Origin of the sequence: Micromonospora sp. BL1, from assembly GCF_003667485.1 — a bacterium.
Classification (GTDB): domain Bacteria; phylum Actinomycetota; class Actinomycetes; order Mycobacteriales; family Micromonosporaceae; genus Micromonospora; species Micromonospora tulbaghiae.
This window is the reverse complement of record NZ_RCVK01000257.1, coordinates 12,073-28,319: the sequence shown is the minus strand read 5'-3', so window position 1 is coordinate 28,319 and position 16,247 is coordinate 12,073. Positions and strand designations below refer to the sequence as shown.

Annotated in this window: 13 protein-coding genes and 1 other RNA gene; 10 read left to right on the top strand and 4 right to left on the bottom strand. The window is 72.2% G+C overall.

Going from position 1 to position 16,247, the window contains the following annotated elements; all coding sequences use genetic code 11:
* Positions 1 to 172: 172 nt before the first annotated feature.
* From ffs to EAD96_RS17795, 9 genes are all read left to right on the top strand, one after another.
* An RNA gene (gene ffs, locus EAD96_RS17835) (signal recognition particle sRNA small type) lies at positions 173 to 262 on the top strand.
* A gap of 107 nt (positions 263 to 369) precedes the next feature.
* Positions 370 to 3,462, top strand: a complete 3,093-nt coding sequence (locus EAD96_RS17830; RefSeq protein ID WP_121685108.1) for a DNA polymerase III subunit gamma and tau — start codon at positions 370 to 372, stop codon at positions 3,460 to 3,462.
* Between the two features lie 108 nt (positions 3,463 to 3,570).
* Positions 3,571 to 3,879: a YbaB/EbfC family nucleoid-associated protein gene (locus EAD96_RS17825; RefSeq protein WP_064446817.1), complete on the top strand. Its 309-nt coding sequence runs from the start codon at positions 3,571 to 3,573 to the stop codon at positions 3,877 to 3,879.
* 8 nt (positions 3,880 to 3,887) lie between these two features.
* Positions 3,888 to 4,481: a recombination mediator RecR gene (recR, locus tag EAD96_RS17820; RefSeq protein WP_013289050.1), complete on the top strand. Its 594-nt coding sequence runs from the start codon at positions 3,888 to 3,890 to the stop codon at positions 4,479 to 4,481.
* 322 nt (positions 4,482 to 4,803) lie between these two features.
* A complete protein-coding gene (locus tag EAD96_RS17815; RefSeq protein WP_120572732.1) occupies positions 4,804 to 6,465 on the top strand; it encodes an ABC transporter substrate-binding protein in 1,662 nt (553 codons plus the stop codon).
* 78 nt (positions 6,466 to 6,543) lie between these two features.
* Positions 6,544 to 7,548: an ABC transporter permease gene (locus EAD96_RS17810; RefSeq protein ID WP_013289048.1), complete on the top strand. Its 1,005-nt coding sequence runs from the start codon at positions 6,544 to 6,546 to the stop codon at positions 7,546 to 7,548.
* Positions 7,545 to 8,513, top strand: a complete 969-nt coding sequence (locus EAD96_RS17805) for an ABC transporter permease (RefSeq protein ID WP_121685107.1) — start codon at positions 7,545 to 7,547, stop codon at positions 8,511 to 8,513. The genes EAD96_RS17810 and EAD96_RS17805 overlap by 4 nt, the downstream gene beginning before the upstream one ends.
* Positions 8,514 to 8,524: 11 nt before the next feature.
* Positions 8,525 to 9,640: an ABC transporter ATP-binding protein gene (locus tag EAD96_RS17800; RefSeq protein ID WP_121685106.1), complete on the top strand. Its 1,116-nt coding sequence runs from the start codon at positions 8,525 to 8,527 to the stop codon at positions 9,638 to 9,640.
* Positions 9,637 to 10,740: an ABC transporter ATP-binding protein gene (locus tag EAD96_RS17795; protein WP_121685105.1), complete on the top strand. Its 1,104-nt coding sequence runs from the start codon at positions 9,637 to 9,639 to the stop codon at positions 10,738 to 10,740. The genes EAD96_RS17800 and EAD96_RS17795 overlap by 4 nt, the downstream gene beginning before the upstream one ends.
* 55 nt (positions 10,741 to 10,795) lie before the next feature.
* Here EAD96_RS17795 and EAD96_RS17790 read toward each other — a convergent pair whose 3' ends face one another.
* A complete protein-coding gene (locus tag EAD96_RS17790; protein WP_013474958.1) occupies positions 10,796 to 11,248 on the bottom strand; it encodes a hypothetical protein in 453 nt (150 codons plus the stop codon).
* A complete protein-coding gene (locus tag EAD96_RS17785; protein WP_013474959.1) occupies positions 11,230 to 11,889 on the bottom strand; it encodes an HNH endonuclease family protein in 660 nt (219 codons plus the stop codon). Before EAD96_RS17785 ends, EAD96_RS17790 begins: the two co-directional genes overlap by 19 nt.
* Before the next feature lie 108 nt (positions 11,890 to 11,997).
* Between EAD96_RS17785 and EAD96_RS17780 the strand changes: the two genes are divergently transcribed.
* Positions 11,998 to 13,437, top strand: coding sequence for an MFS transporter (locus EAD96_RS17780; RefSeq protein ID WP_121685104.1), 1,440 nt, complete (start codon positions 11,998 to 12,000; stop codon positions 13,435 to 13,437).
* Between the two features lie 24 nt (positions 13,438 to 13,461).
* Here the strand turns inward: EAD96_RS17780 and leuA are convergent, their stop codons facing one another.
* Positions 13,462 to 15,207 (bottom strand): 2-isopropylmalate synthase, encoded by a 1,746-nt coding sequence (gene leuA / locus EAD96_RS17775; protein ID WP_121685103.1) that lies wholly within the window; start codon positions 15,205 to 15,207, stop codon positions 13,462 to 13,464.
* 264 nt (positions 15,208 to 15,471) lie between these two features.
* A complete protein-coding gene (locus EAD96_RS17770) occupies positions 15,472 to 16,197 on the bottom strand; it encodes a hypothetical protein (protein ID WP_120574096.1) in 726 nt (241 codons plus the stop codon).
* Positions 16,198 to 16,247: the final 50 nt, after the last annotated feature.

Sequence of the window (16,247 nt, the reverse complement as noted above, 5' to 3'; positions counted from 1 at the left end):
GCCCGCCTGATCACCGTCGACACCAGCCAACACGACACCGACCAACCCGACCCCACCCCGATCGCCGCATAGCATCAGACCGGATCACGCGATGGCCGTCTCTTACACCATCAGCGCGGACGTGACCCCCACCCTCCCGGAAGATCCACAACCCTTCGGGTAGGCTTGGCGTCACCTCCCGTGCGGCGGTACCTCGTGAACCTCCCCAGGGCCGGAAGGCAGCAAGGATAAGCGAGCTCTGCCGGGTGCACGGGAGGCCTTTCTGTCTCCCGGGCCGGGTAACGTCGCTGCGGGTCGGGTCACGGGGTGGTGGGTGGTCACCCGGGGCCGACCGGCGCAGAATGGCTCGGTCGAGAGGAGGCGGGACGGGTGGCACTGGCCCTTTACCGCAAGTACCGGCCGCGGACGTTCGCCGAGATGATCGGCCAGGAGCAGGTAACCGAGCCGCTGTCGCAGGCGCTGCGCAGCGGGCGGCTCAACCACGCCTACCTCTTCTCCGGTCCGCGGGGCTGCGGCAAGACCTCCAGCGCCCGGATCCTGGCCCGCTCCCTCAACTGCGAGCAGGGCCCCACCCCCGAGCCGTGCGGGCAGTGTGACTCGTGCCGCGGGCTGGCTCCCGACGGCGGCGGCTCGATCGACGTCATCGAGATCGACGCGGCCAGCCACGGTGGTGTCGACGACGCCCGTGAGCTGCGCGAGAAGGCGTTCTTCGCGCCGGCCCGCAGCCGCTTCAAGATCTACATCATCGACGAGGCGCACATGGTCTCGTCGGCCGGCTTCAACGCGCTGCTCAAGCTGGTCGAGGAGCCCCCGGAGTACGTCAAGTTCATCTTCGCCACCACCGAACCGGAGAAGGTCCTCGGCACGATCAAGTCGCGGACCCACCACTACCCGTTCCGGCTGTTCCCGCCGAAGGTGGTCCGCCCCTACCTCGAGCAGCTCTGCGAGGCAGAAGGCGTCAAGGTCGAGCCGGCGGTCTTCCCGCTGGTGGTGCGCGCCGGCGGGGGCAGCATGCGCGACAGCCTCTCCGTGCTCGACCAGCTCATCGCGGGCGCCGACCCGGAGGGCGTCGGCTACGCCCGGGCCGCCGCGCTGCTCGGTGTCACCGACGCCGCGCTGATCGACGAGATGTGCGACGCGCTCGCCGCCGGTGACGGCGCCGCCGCGTACGCCACCGTCGACCGGGTCGCGGAGGCCGGGCACGACTCGCGCCGCTTCGCCTCCGACCTGCTCGAACGCCTCCGCGATCTGATCGTCCTGCAGCAGGTGCCCGATGCCGCCGCCAGGGGCCTCATCGACGGCCCGGCCGACCAGATCGAGCGGATGGCCGCCCAGGCCCACCGCCTCGGCCCGGCCACGCTGTCCCGCTGCGCCGACATCGTGCACAACGGCCTGGTCGAGATGCGCGGCACCACAGCGCCACGGCTGCTGCTGGAGCTGATCTGCGCGCGCATGCTCCTGCCCGGCGCGGACGACTCCTCGGCCGGCCTGCTCCAGCGCCTGGAGCGGATGGAGCGCCGGCTGACGCTCGGGGGCGCCGAGCTGCCGCCGGCCGCCGCCGACTCCGCGCACCCCACCCAGACCCAGGGGGTACGCCCGGCGGCTCCCGCCCCGGGCGCGGCTGCCGCCGCGGTCCACCCGGATACCGCCGGCACGCCGGCGGCTGCCGGTGCCCCGACCGGTGCCGCCGCCGCACGTGCCGCTGCCGCCGCTGCGGCGGCTACCCGGAACGCCGCACCCGGTTCCCGTCCGGCCCCGAACGGTGCGGGCGCCGATTCCCGTCCCGTGCCGGCCGGTGCGGTTGCCGAGTCCGGCCCGCGTACCGCGCCGATGGCGACCGAAGCGGCCGCGGCTGCCGGGGTCCACGCCGACACGGACGCCGGGTTCCTTGCGCCGGCCGCCGCCGAGCGAGCCGCCGCCGGCTCGACGACGTCGGGTCAGGCCGCTGCCCGACGCCCGGTACCGCCGTCCGCGGTGATGCCGGACCCGGCCACGCCCGAGCCGCCCCGCCCCGGCGCGGGCAACCCCGGCGCGCTCGACGCGGTCGCGGTGCGCCGGGTCTGGCCCGAGGTGGTCGGCAAGGTCAACCGCAGCAACAAGCGGATCGCCGCACTGATGCGGGACGCGGTGGTACGCGACCTGGACGGCGACACGCTCGTGCTGACCGTGAAGTCCACGGTGCTGGCGAAGATGATGGCCGACCACGCCGCCGTGCTGACCGACGCGCTCTACGAGGAGCTGGGCGGTCGCTGGCAGATCCGCTGCGAGGTGGCGGGCGAGCGCGGCGCGGCCTCGCTCGGTGGCCCGTCCCGCCCGTCCGGTGCGAGCCGCGCGCAGGCCGACGCCGCACCGGCCCGCAACGCACCCGACAGCGCCCCGGCCCGCCCGGCGGCCGCCCCGTCCGGCCCGGCGTCCGACACCGGGTCCGGTCGCCCGGACTCCGGGGCGGTAGGTACCGCTCAGGGCCGTCCGGACGCGGACGCGGGGCGTGTCCGCCCGAACGCGGGCGCGGCTGACGCGGGGTACGGACAGGACACCTCCGGCGCGGCCGGCACCGCTCACGCGCGCCCCGATTCCGTCGGCGTGGACGCCTCCCACTCGGCAGCAGCCGACGCGGGACCGGGCCGTCCCGGCTTCGACACCGGACCCAACCGCCCCGGCTCCGACGCAGGACCGGGCCGTCCGGGTTCGGCCCACGCCGGGCCAGGCCGTCCGGACTCCGGTGTCGCCGGACGTCCGGCAACCGACGCGGTCGGCGGCGCCCCGGGACGGCCGGTGTCCGGCTCGGGCAGCCGAGCCACCGGTAACCAGGCCACTGGTAGCCAGGCCGGGGGACCGGCGGGCCGGGCCGGCGCGGGTTCGCCCGACGCCTCGCACCGTTCGACGGCGACCGCTGCGGCAGACCAGGCCGGCGAGGAGGACTGGCCGGAGCCGGCCCGGCCCGGTGGCGCGGCCTCTGCCACCGGTACCGCCTCGGCCGCGAGCACCGGCGACGGGGAGGACTGGCCGGCGGCGGCCCGTCCGGGCGGGGGCACGGCGACCGCTACCGCGCCTGTCGTCGTACCCAAGCCTGCGGCACCCGCGGCGGCGCCGGCGCCTGCCGGTGGGGCGAGGCCGGCGGGGGCGAAGAACAGCGCGATCGCGGCGGCGCGTGCGGCTGCGGCGGCTGCCGCTGCGGGCGGTGGTCCCGGCAAGGGGCCGCGCGCGGCGCAGCCGGCGCGGAAGACGGCTGATGCCGAGTGGGCGGGCGAGCCGCCCTACGACCCGGACTTCGACGGCCCGGTGCGGGGCGGGGGCGCGCCGGCGGCGGCGCCCGCCTACGAGGGGTTCGATCCGGGTGACGAGCCGCTGGACGACGTGATCGACGAGCGGACCGCCCGGCAGTCGAGCGAGGAGCAGGCGGTGCAGCTGCTGCGCGAGACGTTCGGGGCGGAGAAGATCGACGAGGTGGACGCGCGCTGAGCGCGCGCCGACCGCGATTCAGCGGTGCCGTGGCCCGACTAGGCTGGGCGCGGCCGAGCAGACGAGTGGAAGAAGGAGCGGTCCGTGCGCCCAGGTGGACAGCCGAACATGCAGCAGATGCTGAAGCAGGCGCAGAAGATGCAGCAGCAGATCGCCAAGGCCCAGGCCGAGCTGGCCGAGGCGGAGCTGACCGGCACCGCCGGCGGTGGCCTGGTCACCGCGACCGTCGCCGGTACCGGTGAGCTGAAGGCGATCAAGATCGACCCGAAGGCGGTCGACCCGGAGGACGTCGAGACGCTCGAGGACCTGGTCGTCGCGGCCGTGCACAACGCCGCCGAGGCGGCCCGCGAGCTGACCGAGAAGAAGATGGGCCCGCTCGCGGGCGGCATGGGCGGCCTCGGCCTGCCCGGGTTCTGAGCCGGCAGATGTACGAGGGTGCCATCCAGGATCTGATCGACGAGCTGGGCCGGTTGCCGGGCGTGGGCCCGAAGAGTGCCCAGCGGATCGCGTTCCACGTGCTGTCGGCGGATCCGGCCGACGTCAACCGGCTGGCCGGCGCGCTGCGCAAGGTCAAGGACCTGGTCCGGTTCTGCACGACCTGCTACAACGTGGCCGAGTCGGAGCAGTGCCGGATCTGCCGCGACCCACGGCGCACCGACGAGGTGCTCTGTGTGGTCGAGGAGCCGAAGGACGTGGTGGCGATCGAGCGGACCGGCGAGTTCCGCGGGCGCTACCACGTGCTCGGCGGCGCGATCAATCCGCTGGAGGGCATCGGCCCGGACAACCTGCGGATCCGTGAGCTGATGACCCGACTCGGTGGCGGCGAGGTCCGCGAGCTGATCCTCGCCACCGACCCGAACACCGAGGGCGAGGCGACCGCCACCTACCTGGCGCTGATGGTCAAGCCGATGGGGATCGCGGTGACCCGGCTCGCGAGTGGACTGCCGGTCGGCGGCGACCTGGAGTACGCCGACGAGATCACGCTGGGCCGGGCCTTCGAGGGCCGACGGGCCGTCTGAATCCAGTCGTACCGCCTCCGGCGGGTGCCCTGCGGGGTGCCCGCCGGACGTGTCTCCGGGCCGTACCGGCATGTCGGTCGATCTAACAGGAACGTGCGTCCGGGACCGGATCGACGTAATAAATTCGCCCTTCAAACCGACGAAAGTTCGGCGAGGTAAGGGATTCTCCTTCGATTCGTATGCCTCGTTGCGGAACAGACACGATTCGATACCAACCCGCCCCCCGCCCGTTTCCGCGCCGTCCACCCGAGGGCTAAGGTCTGCGCACATCGGTGACCCTGTCACCACGTTGTCCGTACCCCCAAGGACGAGGTGAAGCACCATGCGTGCATCCAGGCCGAAGGTCGCAATCGCGGCCGTCGCGGTCGCGGCCCTCGCGGTTGCAGGCTGCGCCGAGAGCGACCGTGAGAGTGGCTCCGGAGATAGCAAGAAGGACACCCTCGTCTTCGGCGTCGCCGGAGACCCGAAGGTGCTCGACCCCAGCTTCGCCAGCGACGGTGAGTCGCTGCGCGTGGCACGCCAGGTCTTCGAGACCCTGGTCCGTCCGGAGGAGGGCGGCACCAAGGTGACGCCGGGCCTCGCCGAGTCCTGGACGCCGGATGCGGCGGGCACGACCTGGACGTTCAAGCTCCGCTCGGGTGTCAAGTTCCACGACGGCACCGACTTCAACGCCGAGGCCGTCTGCGTCAACTTCAACCGCTGGTACAACGCCAAGGGCCTCATGCAGAGCCCGGACGTGACCGCGTACTGGCAGGACGTCATGGGCGGGTTCGCCAAGAACGAGAACCCGGACCTGCCGCCGAGCCTCTTCAAGTCCTGCACCGCCAAGGACGCCACCACTGTGGACCTGGCGTTCACCCGGGTCTCCAGCAAGATCCCGGCCGCGCTCATGCTGCCGTCGTTCTCGATCCAGAGCCCGAAGGCGATGGAGCAGTACGACGCCAGCAACGTGACCGGCACCGCCGAGGACATCAAGTACCCGGCGTACGCGATGGAGCACCCGACCGGCACCGGCCCGTTCAAGTTCAAGGCGTGGGACGTCGCGAACAAGTCGCTCACCATCGAGCGCAACGACGACTACTACGGCGACAAGGCCAAGCTGAAGACCATCATCTTCAAGACGATCTCGGACGAGAACGCCCGCAAGCAGGCGCTCCGCTCGGGTGACATCCAGGGCTACGACCTGGTCGGCCCGGCCGACGTCGAGCCGCTGAAGAAGGAGGGCTTCAACGTCCTCACCCGGCCCGCCTTCAACATCCTCTACCTGGCGATCAACCAGAAGGGGAACCCGAAGCTGGCCGACCTGAAGGTCCGGCAGGCCATCGCGCACGCGCTGAACCGGCAGGCCCTGGTCGACTCGAAGCTGCCCCCGGGCGCCAAGGTCGCGATGAACTTCTTCCCGGACACCGTCGAGGGCTGGAACGGCGACGTCACCAAGTACGACTACAACCCGGAGAAGGCCAAGCAGTTGCTGGCCGAGGCCGGCGCGTCGAACCTGACGCTGAAGTTCCACTACCCGACCGAGGTCACCCGGCCGTACATGCCGAACCCGAAGGACATCTTCGAGCTGCTCTCGGCGGACCTCAAGGCGGTCGGCATCAACGTCCAGGCCATCCCGCTGAAGTGGAGCCCGGACTACCTCAACGCCACCACCTCCGGGAACAAGCACGACCTGCACTTCCTCGGCTGGACCGGTGACTACGGCGACGCGTACAACTTCATCGGCACCTTCTTCGACCGTCCGAAGGACGAGTGGGGCTTCAACAACCCCGCACTCTTCGCGCAGTTCAAGGACGCCGACACCACCGCCGACGCGGCGGCGCGGACGGAGAAGTACAAGGCACTGAACAAGTCGATCATGGACTTCCTGCCGGGTGTGCCGATCTCGCACTCCCCGCCGGCGATCGTGTTCGGCAAGGACGTGACCGGGATCAAGGCGAGCCCGCTCACCGACGAGCGGTACGCGACCGCAGAGTTCAAGTGATCTGAAGGCACCGTACGCGGGCGGGCGCTGTGACCACAGCGCCCGCCCGCACCCCTCCGCACACCCTCCGAGGCGCCCGTGTTCCGGTTCATCATCAGACGCCTGCTACAGCTGATACCAACGCTGTTCGGGCTCTCCGTCCTGCTGTTCATCTGGCTCCACCGACTTCCCGGCGGGCCCGAGACCGCGATCCTCGGTGAACGGGGCACGCCCGAGACGCGCGCCGCCATCCGGCGCAACCTCGGCCTCGACGAGCCGATCCTGGTCCAGTACGCCCGCTTCCTGCGGCGGATGATCCGGCTCGACCTGGGCACCTCGACCGGTACGAAGCGGGCCGTCACCACGGAGTTCGTGGAGCGGTTCCCCGGCACCGTCGAGCTGACCGTCATGGCCATGATCCTCGCGGTCGGCATCGGCATCCCGCTCGGCTACCTGGCCGCCCGCCGCCGCGGCCGGTTCCTCGACCACGCCTCGGTCGGCGGATCGCTCATCGGCATCTGCATCCCGGTCTTCTTCCTGGCGTACGTGCTCAAGGCGATCTTCGCGGAGAACCTGGGCTGGTTCCCCTCCAGCGGCCGGCAGGACCCGACCATCGGGGCGACCCGGGTCACCAACTTCTTCGTCCTCGACGGGCTCATGACCCGCGAGTGGGACGCCGCCGCCGACGCGCTCTGGCACCTCGTGCTGCCGGGCATCGCGCTCGCCAGCATCCCGCTCGCGATCATCGTCCGGATCACCCGGGCCAGCGTGCTGGAGGTGCTCAACGAGGACTTCGTCCGCACCGCCGAGGCCAAGGGCCTGACCGAGCGGACCGTCCGCCGCCGGCACGTGCTGCGCAACGCCATGCTGCCGGTGGCCACCTCGATCGGTCTCCAGACCGGTCTCCTGCTCTCCGGCGCGGTGCTGACCGAGACCGTGTTCGCGTTCAGCGGCATCGGCGCGTTCGTCGCCGAGTCGATCAGTCAGCGCGACTACCCGGTGCTGATGGGCTTCATCATGATCATTGCGGTGGTGTACGTGCTGGTGAATCTCCTGGTCGACCTCTCCTACAGCGTGATCGACCCGAGGGTGAGGGTGCGATGACCATCACCACTGGCAAGAAGCGCGAGAAGATCGACCGGCTCGCCGAGCTGGCCGCCCGCGACGACGAGCAGGGGGTGAGCCTCTGGAAGGAGGCGTTCCGCCGGCTGCGGCGCAACCCGGCGGCCGTCATCGGCGTGGTCATCCTGGCGGTCTTCGTCCTGGTCGCGGTCATCGGGCCGTTCCTCGTCCCGTACAGCCCGACGGACTCCATCGGCATCCGCGAGGGCCTGGTCAAGTCCGGCCAGGGCATCATCCCGGGCATCTCCGCCGACCACTGGCTCGGCTTCGACCACCAGGGCCGGGACGAGTTCAGCCGACTCATCGTCGGCGCCCGGCAGACGCTGCTCGTCGGCGTCGTCTCCACCCTGATCGGTCTCGCGGTCGGCGCGCTGATCGGCGGCGTCGCCGGTGCCGCGGCCGGCCTCGGCGGGCGCTGGGGCCGCTGGATCGACACCACCCTGATGCGCTTCATCGACATGCTGCTGGCCATGCCGAGCCTGCTGCTCGCGGTGAGCATCGCGGCGCTGCTCGGCGCCAGCCTCACCACCGTGATGATCGCCGTCGGTGTGGTGTCGGTGCCGATCTTCGCCCGGCTGCTGCGCGGCTCGATGATCGCGCAGGCCAACAGCGACTACGTGCTGGCCGCGACGTCGCTCGGCGTGAAGCGGTCCAAGATCGCCCTCACCCACGTGGTGCCGAACTCGATCGCCCCGGTCATCGTGCAGGCCACGCTGACGCTGGCGACCGCGATCATCGAGGCGGCCGCGCTGTCCTTCCTCGGCCTCGGCAACCCCGACTCGGCCATCCCGGAGTGGGGCGTCATGCTCGCCGACGCGCAGCCGTACCTGGGCATCCGGCCGGGCCTGGCGATCTATCCGGCGCTCGGCATCATCATCACCGCGCTGGGGTTCACCCTGCTCGGTGAGGCGATGCGCGAGGCCCTCGATCCGAAGCTGCGGAAGTAGGTCAGTCAGTCATGGCACTGCTCGAAGTGGACGACCTCTCCGTCACGTTCGCCCGTCGTGGGCAGCGCACCGTGCACGCGGTGGACGGGGTGTCCTTCTCGGTCGACGCCGGTGAGGTGGTCGGCCTGGTCGGCGAGTCCGGCTGCGGCAAGAGCGTCACGTCGCTGGCCATCATGGGCCTGCTGCCCAAGCAGCCGGGCCTGCGGGTCGGCGGCAAGGCGGTCTTCGACGGCACCGACCTGCTCCAGCTCGACGACCGGGCCCGCCGCGACATCCGCGGCCGGGACGTCGCGATGATCTTCCAGGACCCGCTGTCCTCGCTGAACCCGGTCATCCCGATCGGGCTCCAGGTGACCGAGGTGCTGGCCCGGCACCGGGGCATGAAGGGCGAGGCGGCCGCCAGGGAGGCGGCCGACCTGCTCGACCGGGTGGGCATCCCGGACCCTCGGCGGCGCCTCAAGGAGTACCCGCACCAGCTCTCCGGCGGCATGCGGCAGCGGGCCCTGATCGCCATGGCTGTCGCCTGCCAGCCCCGGCTGCTGATCGCCGACGAGCCGACCACCGCGCTCGACGTCACCATCCAGGCGCAGATCCTGGAACTGCTGAAGGACCTGGTCCGGGACTCCGGCACCGCACTGGTGATGATCACGCACGACCTCGGCGTGGTGGCCGGCATGTGCGACACCGTCAACGTGCTCTACGCCGGCCGGGTGGTGGAGACGGCCACCCGCCGTCCGCTGTTCCGCCAGCCCCGGCACCCGTACACCGAGGGTCTGCTCGCCTCGGTGCCGCGCCTCGACGCCGGCCGTGGCGAACGGCTGAACCCCATCCCCGGCTCGGTGCGCGACGTGCTGCCCTGGCCGGACGGCTGCGCGTTCGCCCCGCGCTGCGCCCGCCGGGTCGACGAGTGCGTGGGCGAACCGCCGGAGCTGGTGCTGACCCACGACGCGCGCAGCTACCGCTGCGTCAATCCGGTGCCGATCCCCGGCCTGACCCCGGAGGCGGACGCCCGGGCGACCGCGCCGACGACCACCGAACCGGGTGCCGTGCCGGCCCAGGCCGAACCGGCCGACCCGCCCGCCGTGCCCGGCTTCGGACCGGCTCCGCGCGAGGAGGAGACCCCATGAGCAACGACGACATCCTCGTCGAGGTCCGCGACCTGAAGGTGCACTTCCCGATCCGCCGGGGCGTGATCTTCGACCGGACCGTCGGGCACGTCAAGGCGGTGGACGGGGTCGACCTGAGCATCCCGCGCGGCAAGACGTACGGGCTGGTGGGCGAGTCCGGTTGCGGCAAGTCCACGCTCGGCCGGGCGCTGCTCCAGCTCACCCCGCCGACCGGCGGCGAGGTGACGTTCGACGGCGTCGAGCTGACCACGCTGCCCGCCGGCAAGCTGCGCTCGATGCGCCGCCGGATGCAGATGATCTTCCAGGACCCGATGTCCAGCCTGGACCCCCGGCAGAACGTCGAGTCGATCCTGACCGAGGGCCTCCAGACCCACGGCATCGGCGCGAACCGGGACGACCGGCGGCGGATCATCGGCGAGACGCTCGACGCGGTGGGCCTGCCGAAATGGGCGCTGTCCCGCTACCCGCACGAGTTCTCCGGCGGCCAGCGCCAGCGCATCGGCATCGCCCGCGCCCTGGTCCTCGGCCCGGAGCTGATCGTCGCCGACGAGCCGGTCTCCGCGCTGGACGTGTCGATCCAGGCGCAGGTGGTGAACCTGCTCGACGAACTCCAGGACAGCCTCGGCCTGACCTACCTGGTCATCGCGCACGACCTGGCCGTGGTGCGGCACATCTCCGACATCGTCGGCGTGATGTACCTGGGCGCGCTGGTGGAGGAGGCGCCGAGCGAGCGGCTCTACACCGAGCCGCTGCACCCGTACACCCGGGCGCTGATGTCGGCGGTGCCGGTGCCGGACCCGGACGTCGAGGACCGGCGCGAGCGCATCCTGCTCGCCGGCGACCTGCCGTCGCCCGCCAACCCGCCGTCGGGCTGCCGGTTCCACACCCGCTGCCCGTGGGCGCAGCCGACCCGCTGCGCCGACGAGCGACCGGAGCTGCGCCAGATCGGCGCCAGCCGGGTCGCCTGCCACTGGGCCGAGCAGATCGCCGCCGGTGAGCTGCGCCCGCACGAGGTGACCGCGAAGATCACCCGGCCGGAGGGCGAGGGCGAGGAGCCGGGCGTGGTCTCCGCGCCCAGCGAGCCCGGATCGTACGTCTGACACGACGAAGCGCGTCCCCACCCCGGCCCGGGGTGGGGACGCGCTCGTTCGTCGGTCAGCCCTCGGGGCGGTTGAGCAGACCCACCGCGATCGTGTGCACGGCGTCCAGCGCGGCCGGGTCGGCCAGCGGCGCGGAACCGCCGGTGACCGCGTACCACTCGTCGGCGTCCTTGTACTGCACCCGCAGCGTCACCCGGCCGTCGGCGTGCTCGGTGCGCAACGTCAACTCGCCGGTCACCACGCCCACCTCGTCCGTCATGACCCCGCCCGGCCCGGCGGTGATGTCAGCGGTCCGGTCCGCCGGTCCACCCGGCGCGCCGCCGGCCGGTGCACCCGGCACCGCGTCGGCGGTCATGCCCGCCCCGGCGACGTCGGCGGACGCCGGCTGCCGGCCGTCCGCCGTCATCCCGGCCGAGGCCGGACCGGCCGGTGCGGACTCCGGGGCCGGTGCGCCGCCTGCCTCCGGGGCCGGTGTGGCGCCCGGCCCGGTCACGGTTTGCTCGCCCATGTGCAGCCCTCCAGCATGTCGGTGAGAGCGGCCTTCTCGGCACTTGTCACAGTCAGCCGCCAGTAGTGCTTGACCGTCACCCAGTCCGCCGCGTACTGACACCAGGACGACCGGTTCGGCGGCTTCCACTGGGACGGATCCTGGTCACCCTTTGCCCGGTTGGACCGCGCCGAAACCGCGATGAGCTGCGGCCGGGTCAGGTCGTTGGCGAAGTCGCCGCGCTTCGAGTCGTCCCACTCGTCCGCGCCCGACCGCCACGCGGCGGCCAGCGGCACCGTGTGGTCGATGTCCACGTCCGAGGGATCGTTGAGCACCACGCCGTCGTAGACGCTCTCCCACCGGCCGCCGACCACGTTGCAGCCGGACAGCTTGATGCCCTCGCCGTCGCGTTGCAGCACGCTGTCGCGTACGTCGCAGTTCTTGCCGGTGCCGCGCCAGTGCGGGAAACGGGAGCGGCTGTAGCCCTTCATCGACCCGGCGGTGGCCACTGTGAGCTCACCGAGCTGCTTGTTGACGTTCCCGGCGGCGCTCGGCGGCGCCTCCGGCTCGGTGACCGACACGTCGCAGCCGGCCACGCCGAGGGCGAGCACCGCGCTCAGCGCGGCCGCCAGCCCGGCACGGGCTCCTGATCTCGTACGCACAGACGACACCTCTCCAGCTTGCGTGCTCCGGGCGAGTCCGCACAGTACCCGGCGGCGGTTTCCGCGATTCGTGGCGTCGACGGTGGGCGGCGGGCAGAGTGGTGAGACGTGACCGCACCCGCTCCCGCGCTGCGTACCGGCTCCGCCGCCGGACGCGGCACGCTGCTCGCCACGATCCTCGCCTCCGGCATGGTGTTCCTGGACAGCACGGTCGTCAACGTCGCGCTGCCGCGCCTCGGCGCCGAACTGGACGCCACGGTCGCCGGTCTGCAGTGGACGGTGAACGGCTACCTGCTCATGCTCGCCGCGTTCGTGCTGCTCGGTGGCGCACTCGGGGACCGGTTCGGGCGGCGGCGCGTCTTCCTGCTCGGCGTGGTCTGGTTCGCGGTGGCGTCGGTGCTCTGCGGGCTGGCCCAGGACACCGGATGGCTCGTCGCCGCCCGGTTCCTCCAGGGCGCCGGCGGGGCGCTGCTCACCCCCGGCTCGCTGTCGGTGCTCCAGGCCAGCTTCCACCCGGACGACCGGGGTCGGGCCATCGGCACCTGGTCCGGGCTGTCCGGGGTGTCCACAGCGCTCGGTCCGCTGCTCGGCGGCTGGCTCATCGACACGCTCTCCTGGCGGTGGATCTTCTTCGTCAACCTGCCGCTGGCCGTCGGCGTGGTCCTCGCCGCGCTGCGCTGGGTGCCGGAGAGCCGGGACGAGGAGGCGTCGCGTACCGGGGAGGGGCGTCGGTTCGACGTGGCCGGTGCGCTGCTCGGCGCGCTCGCGCTCGGCGGGATCACGTACGCGCTGATCGACGCGCCGGCGCGCGGCCTGGACTCCCCGGCGGTGCTGGTCACGGCGGTGCTCGGAGTGGCCGCCGTGGTGGTGTTCGTGCTGGTCGAGCGGCGGCGCGGCGACACCGCGATGCTGCCCACCGGGCTGTTCTCCAGCCGGCTGTTCTCCGTGCTGAACGTCTTCACGGTGGTGGTGTACGCGGCGCTCGGCGGGTTCACCTTCTTCCTCGCCGTCTACCTGCAGAACGTGGTCGGCTGGTCGGCGCTGCTCACCGGCCTGGCCACGGTGCCGATGACGGTGCTGCTGCTGGTCGGCTCGCCGCGCGCGGGCGCGCTGTCGGCCCGCATCGGCCCCCGGCTGCCGCTCACCGTCGGCCCGGTGATCGCCGCGGCGGGTCTGCTGCTGTTGCGCCGGGTCGGGCCGGGCGCGTCGTACTGGGTGGACGTGCTGCCGGGCGTGACGCTGTTCGGCGCCGGGCTCACGCTCGTGGTGGCGCCGCTGACCACGTCGGTGCTCGGCGCGGTCTCGGACCGCTTCGCCGGGGTGGCGAGCGGCTTCAACAACGCCGCCTCCCGGGCCGGCGGCCTGCTCGCGGTGGCCGCGCTGCCGCTGCTGGTCGGGCTCTCCGGCACCGGGTACGAGCAGAAGGGCGCACTGGCCGACGCGTACCGGGGGGCGTTGGCGTGGTGCGCCGGGCTGCTGCTCGCCGGCGCGGTGCTCGCCGCCGTGCTGATCCACCGCCCGCCGAAGCAGAGCGGGGGTCCGGCCTGAGGCCGGACCCCCGCGTCGCCGGAATCAGGCGCGGGTGCGGTTCACCGCGCTCGTGACCGCCTTGATCGAGGCGGTGACGATGTTGGCGTCCACCCCGACGCCCCACACCGTGCGGCCGTCCACCTCGCACTCCACGTACGCGGCGGCCTGCGCGTCCCCGCCGGAGGACAGCGCGTGCTCGTGGTAGTCGAGCACCCGTACCGCCACGCCCAGGGACTGCAACGCGTTGACGTACGCGTCGATCGGGCCGTTGCCGACGGCGGTGAGCGCGCGGGTCTCGCCGCCGAAGCCGACGCGGGCGTCGATCTCGACCTTGCCGTCGACGGTGCCGATGGTGTACTCGGCCAGCTTGACGGCCGGGTCGACCTGGTGGTCGACCAGGTAGTTGCGGGCGAAGATCTCCCACATGGCGCCCGGCTCGACCTCGCCGCCGTCGTGGTCGGTGACCTGCTGCACCACGCCGGAGAACTCGATCTGGAGGCGGCGCGGCAGGTCGAGCTGGTGCTCGGTCTTCATGATGTACGCGACGCCGCCCTTGCCGGACTGCGAGTTGACCCGGATGACCGCCTCGTAGGTGCGGCCCAGGTCCTTCGGGTCGATCGGCAGGTAGGGCACGGCCCAGGTGAAGTCGTCGACCGGCACCCCGACCGCCGCCGCGTCGGCGTTCAGCGCGGCGAAGCCCTTGTTGATCGCGTCCTGGTGCGAGCCGGAGAACGCGGTGTAGACCAGGTCGCCCGCGTACGGGTGGCGCTCGTGCACCGGCAGCTGGTTGCAGTACTCGACGGCGCGCTTGATCTCGTCGATGTTCGAGAAGTCGATCATCGGGTCGATGCCCTGGGAGAACATGTTCAGGCCCAGCGTCACCAGGTCCACGTTGCCGGTGCGCTCGCCGTTGCCGAACAGGCAGCCCTCGATCCGGTCGGCGCCGGCCAGCAGGCCCAGCTCGGCGGCGGCCACGCCGGTGCCCCGGTCGTTGTGCGGGTGCAGGCTCAGCACCAGGCTGTCCCGCCGGGGCAGGCGCCGGTGCATCCACTCGATCGAGTCGGCGTAGACGTTCGGCATCGCCATCTCGACGGTGGCCGGCAGGTTGATGATCAGCTTCCGGTCCGGCGTCGGGTCGATCACGTCGATGACCGCCGAGCAGACCTCCAGCGCGTACTCCAGCTCGGTGCCCGTGTACGACTCCGGCGAGTACTCGTAGTGGATGTCGGTGTCCGGGGTGTGGATCTCCGCGTACTTCTGGCACAGCCGCGCGCCCTGCGTGGCGATGTCGGTGATGCCGTCGCGGTCCAGGCCGAAGACCACCCGGCGCTGCAGCGTCGAGGTGGAGTTGTAGAAGTGCACGATGGCCCGGCGGGCGCCGCGCAGCGACTCGAAGGTCCGCTCGATCAGGTGCTCCCGGCACTGGGTCAGCACCTGGATGGTGACGTCCTCGGGAATCAGGTCCTGCTCGATCAGCTGCCGTACGAAGTCGTAGTCGGTCTGGCTCGCCGACGGGAAGCCGACCTCGATCTCCTTGTAGCCCATCTGCACCAGGAGCTGGAACATCCGGCGCTTGCGCTCGGGCGACATCGGGTCGATCAGGGCCTGGTTGCCGTCGCGGAGGTCGACTGCGCACCAGCGGGGCGCGGCCTCGACGCGGCGGGTCGGCCAGGCGCGGTCCGGCAGGTCGACGCCGAACTCACGGTCGTACGGAACGTAGCGGTGGACCGGCATCCGGCTGGGGCGCTGGCTGGCGAACGGATCGGTCTCGGTGACAGGTTGAGCCATCTCGGAGTGCTCCCTGGAACATGTGGCGTCAGCAGATCGGAAAGGTGTCGGCGAGATGCCGGGCGACGGTGCGCGGCGGTGCCGAGAAGAAGATCGGATGTGCTGGACGGCGCGTTTCTACTCCGCGACGAGGTGCCGGCCGGTCAGGCCTCGTCGCGGCAGCCAAGGAGAAGGTACGCGCGCCACATGACAAGGTCACCCTACGTGGTGGGACGTGCGGTGGGAAGGCTGGTCCGGACTATGGGATCGGAGTCACCGGATCGGCTACGGCGCTCCCGGGCTCGGGGCGTCCCGGCTGACCGGTTCGCCGTCGGTCACCGCGCCGGCCAGCTCGACGGTGCCCGGCGCGGCGCCGGGCTCGCCGGTCAGCGTCAGGGTGCCGAATCCGGCCTTTACCGCCGCCGGTGTGCCGTCCTCCCGGAAGCAGTAGATGCCCACGTCCAGCGGCGCGTTCAGCGACGCCGAGGTGCTGTCGACCGTGTAGCACGGGCCGTCGGCGCCGGGCAGCGGCTCGGCGGGGGAGACCGCGAGCGGCGCGCGCCGGTCGGTCAGCACCTCCAGCCAGTCGGTGAACGGGTGCTGCACCCGGGGGTCGAGCCGGCGCGGCACCGCGTCGTCGGCGTCGCCGAGGCGCACGCAGGTCGCCGCCTGGGCCCAGCCGGCCGACGGCAGCGCGCACTGGAACAGCCCGTCGGAGGTGCCGGCGAGCGAGACGTCCACGGTGCCGGCGTGCCCCCATCCGGGCACGTCGACCCGCCAGCTGCCGTCGTTGGCGCTGGTGAAGGACACCGTGCGGGGGGAGCCCTCGGCGGGCGCGAACGCGTACGTGGCGGTGAGGTGCCGGTCCTGCGCCGCGGCGGCCAGCCCGGCCAGTTCCTCGCGGGCGGCGTCGACCTGCACCGGGACCGGGTCGGCGGTGCCGGTGGGCGCCGCCTCGGGAGTGCCGCCGTCGCAGGCGGCCAGCAGTACCGGCAGGGTGAGCGCGACCACGCCGGTCAGGCGGGCCGCACGTCGATGAGCGTGCACCGGCTCATTCTGCG

Bases quoted from the DNA above. Each gene is read 5' to 3' on its own strand.
- EAD96_RS17825 (WP_064446817.1), top strand. From the start codon at position 3,571: ATGCAGCAGATGCTGAAGCAGGCGCAGAAGATGCAGCAGCAGATCGCC.
- recR (WP_013289050.1), top strand. From the start codon at position 3,888: ATGTACGAGGGTGCCATCCAGGATCTGATCGACGAGCTGGGCCGGTTG.
- EAD96_RS17815 (WP_120572732.1), top strand. From the start codon at position 4,804: ATGCGTGCATCCAGGCCGAAGGTCGCAATCGCGGCCGTCGCGGTCGCG.
- EAD96_RS17805 (WP_121685107.1), top strand. From the start codon at position 7,545: ATGACCATCACCACTGGCAAGAAGCGCGAGAAGATCGACCGGCTCGCC.
- EAD96_RS17800 (WP_121685106.1), top strand. From the start codon at position 8,525: ATGGCACTGCTCGAAGTGGACGACCTCTCCGTCACGTTCGCCCGTCGT.
- EAD96_RS17795 (WP_121685105.1), top strand. From the start codon at position 9,637: ATGAGCAACGACGACATCCTCGTCGAGGTCCGCGACCTGAAGGTGCAC.
- EAD96_RS17790 (WP_013474958.1), bottom strand. From the start codon at position 11,248: ATGGGCGAGCAAACCGTGACCGGGCCGGGCGCCACACCGGCCCCGGAG.
- leuA (WP_121685103.1), bottom strand. From the start codon at position 15,207: ATGGCTCAACCTGTCACCGAGACCGATCCGTTCGCCAGCCAGCGCCCC.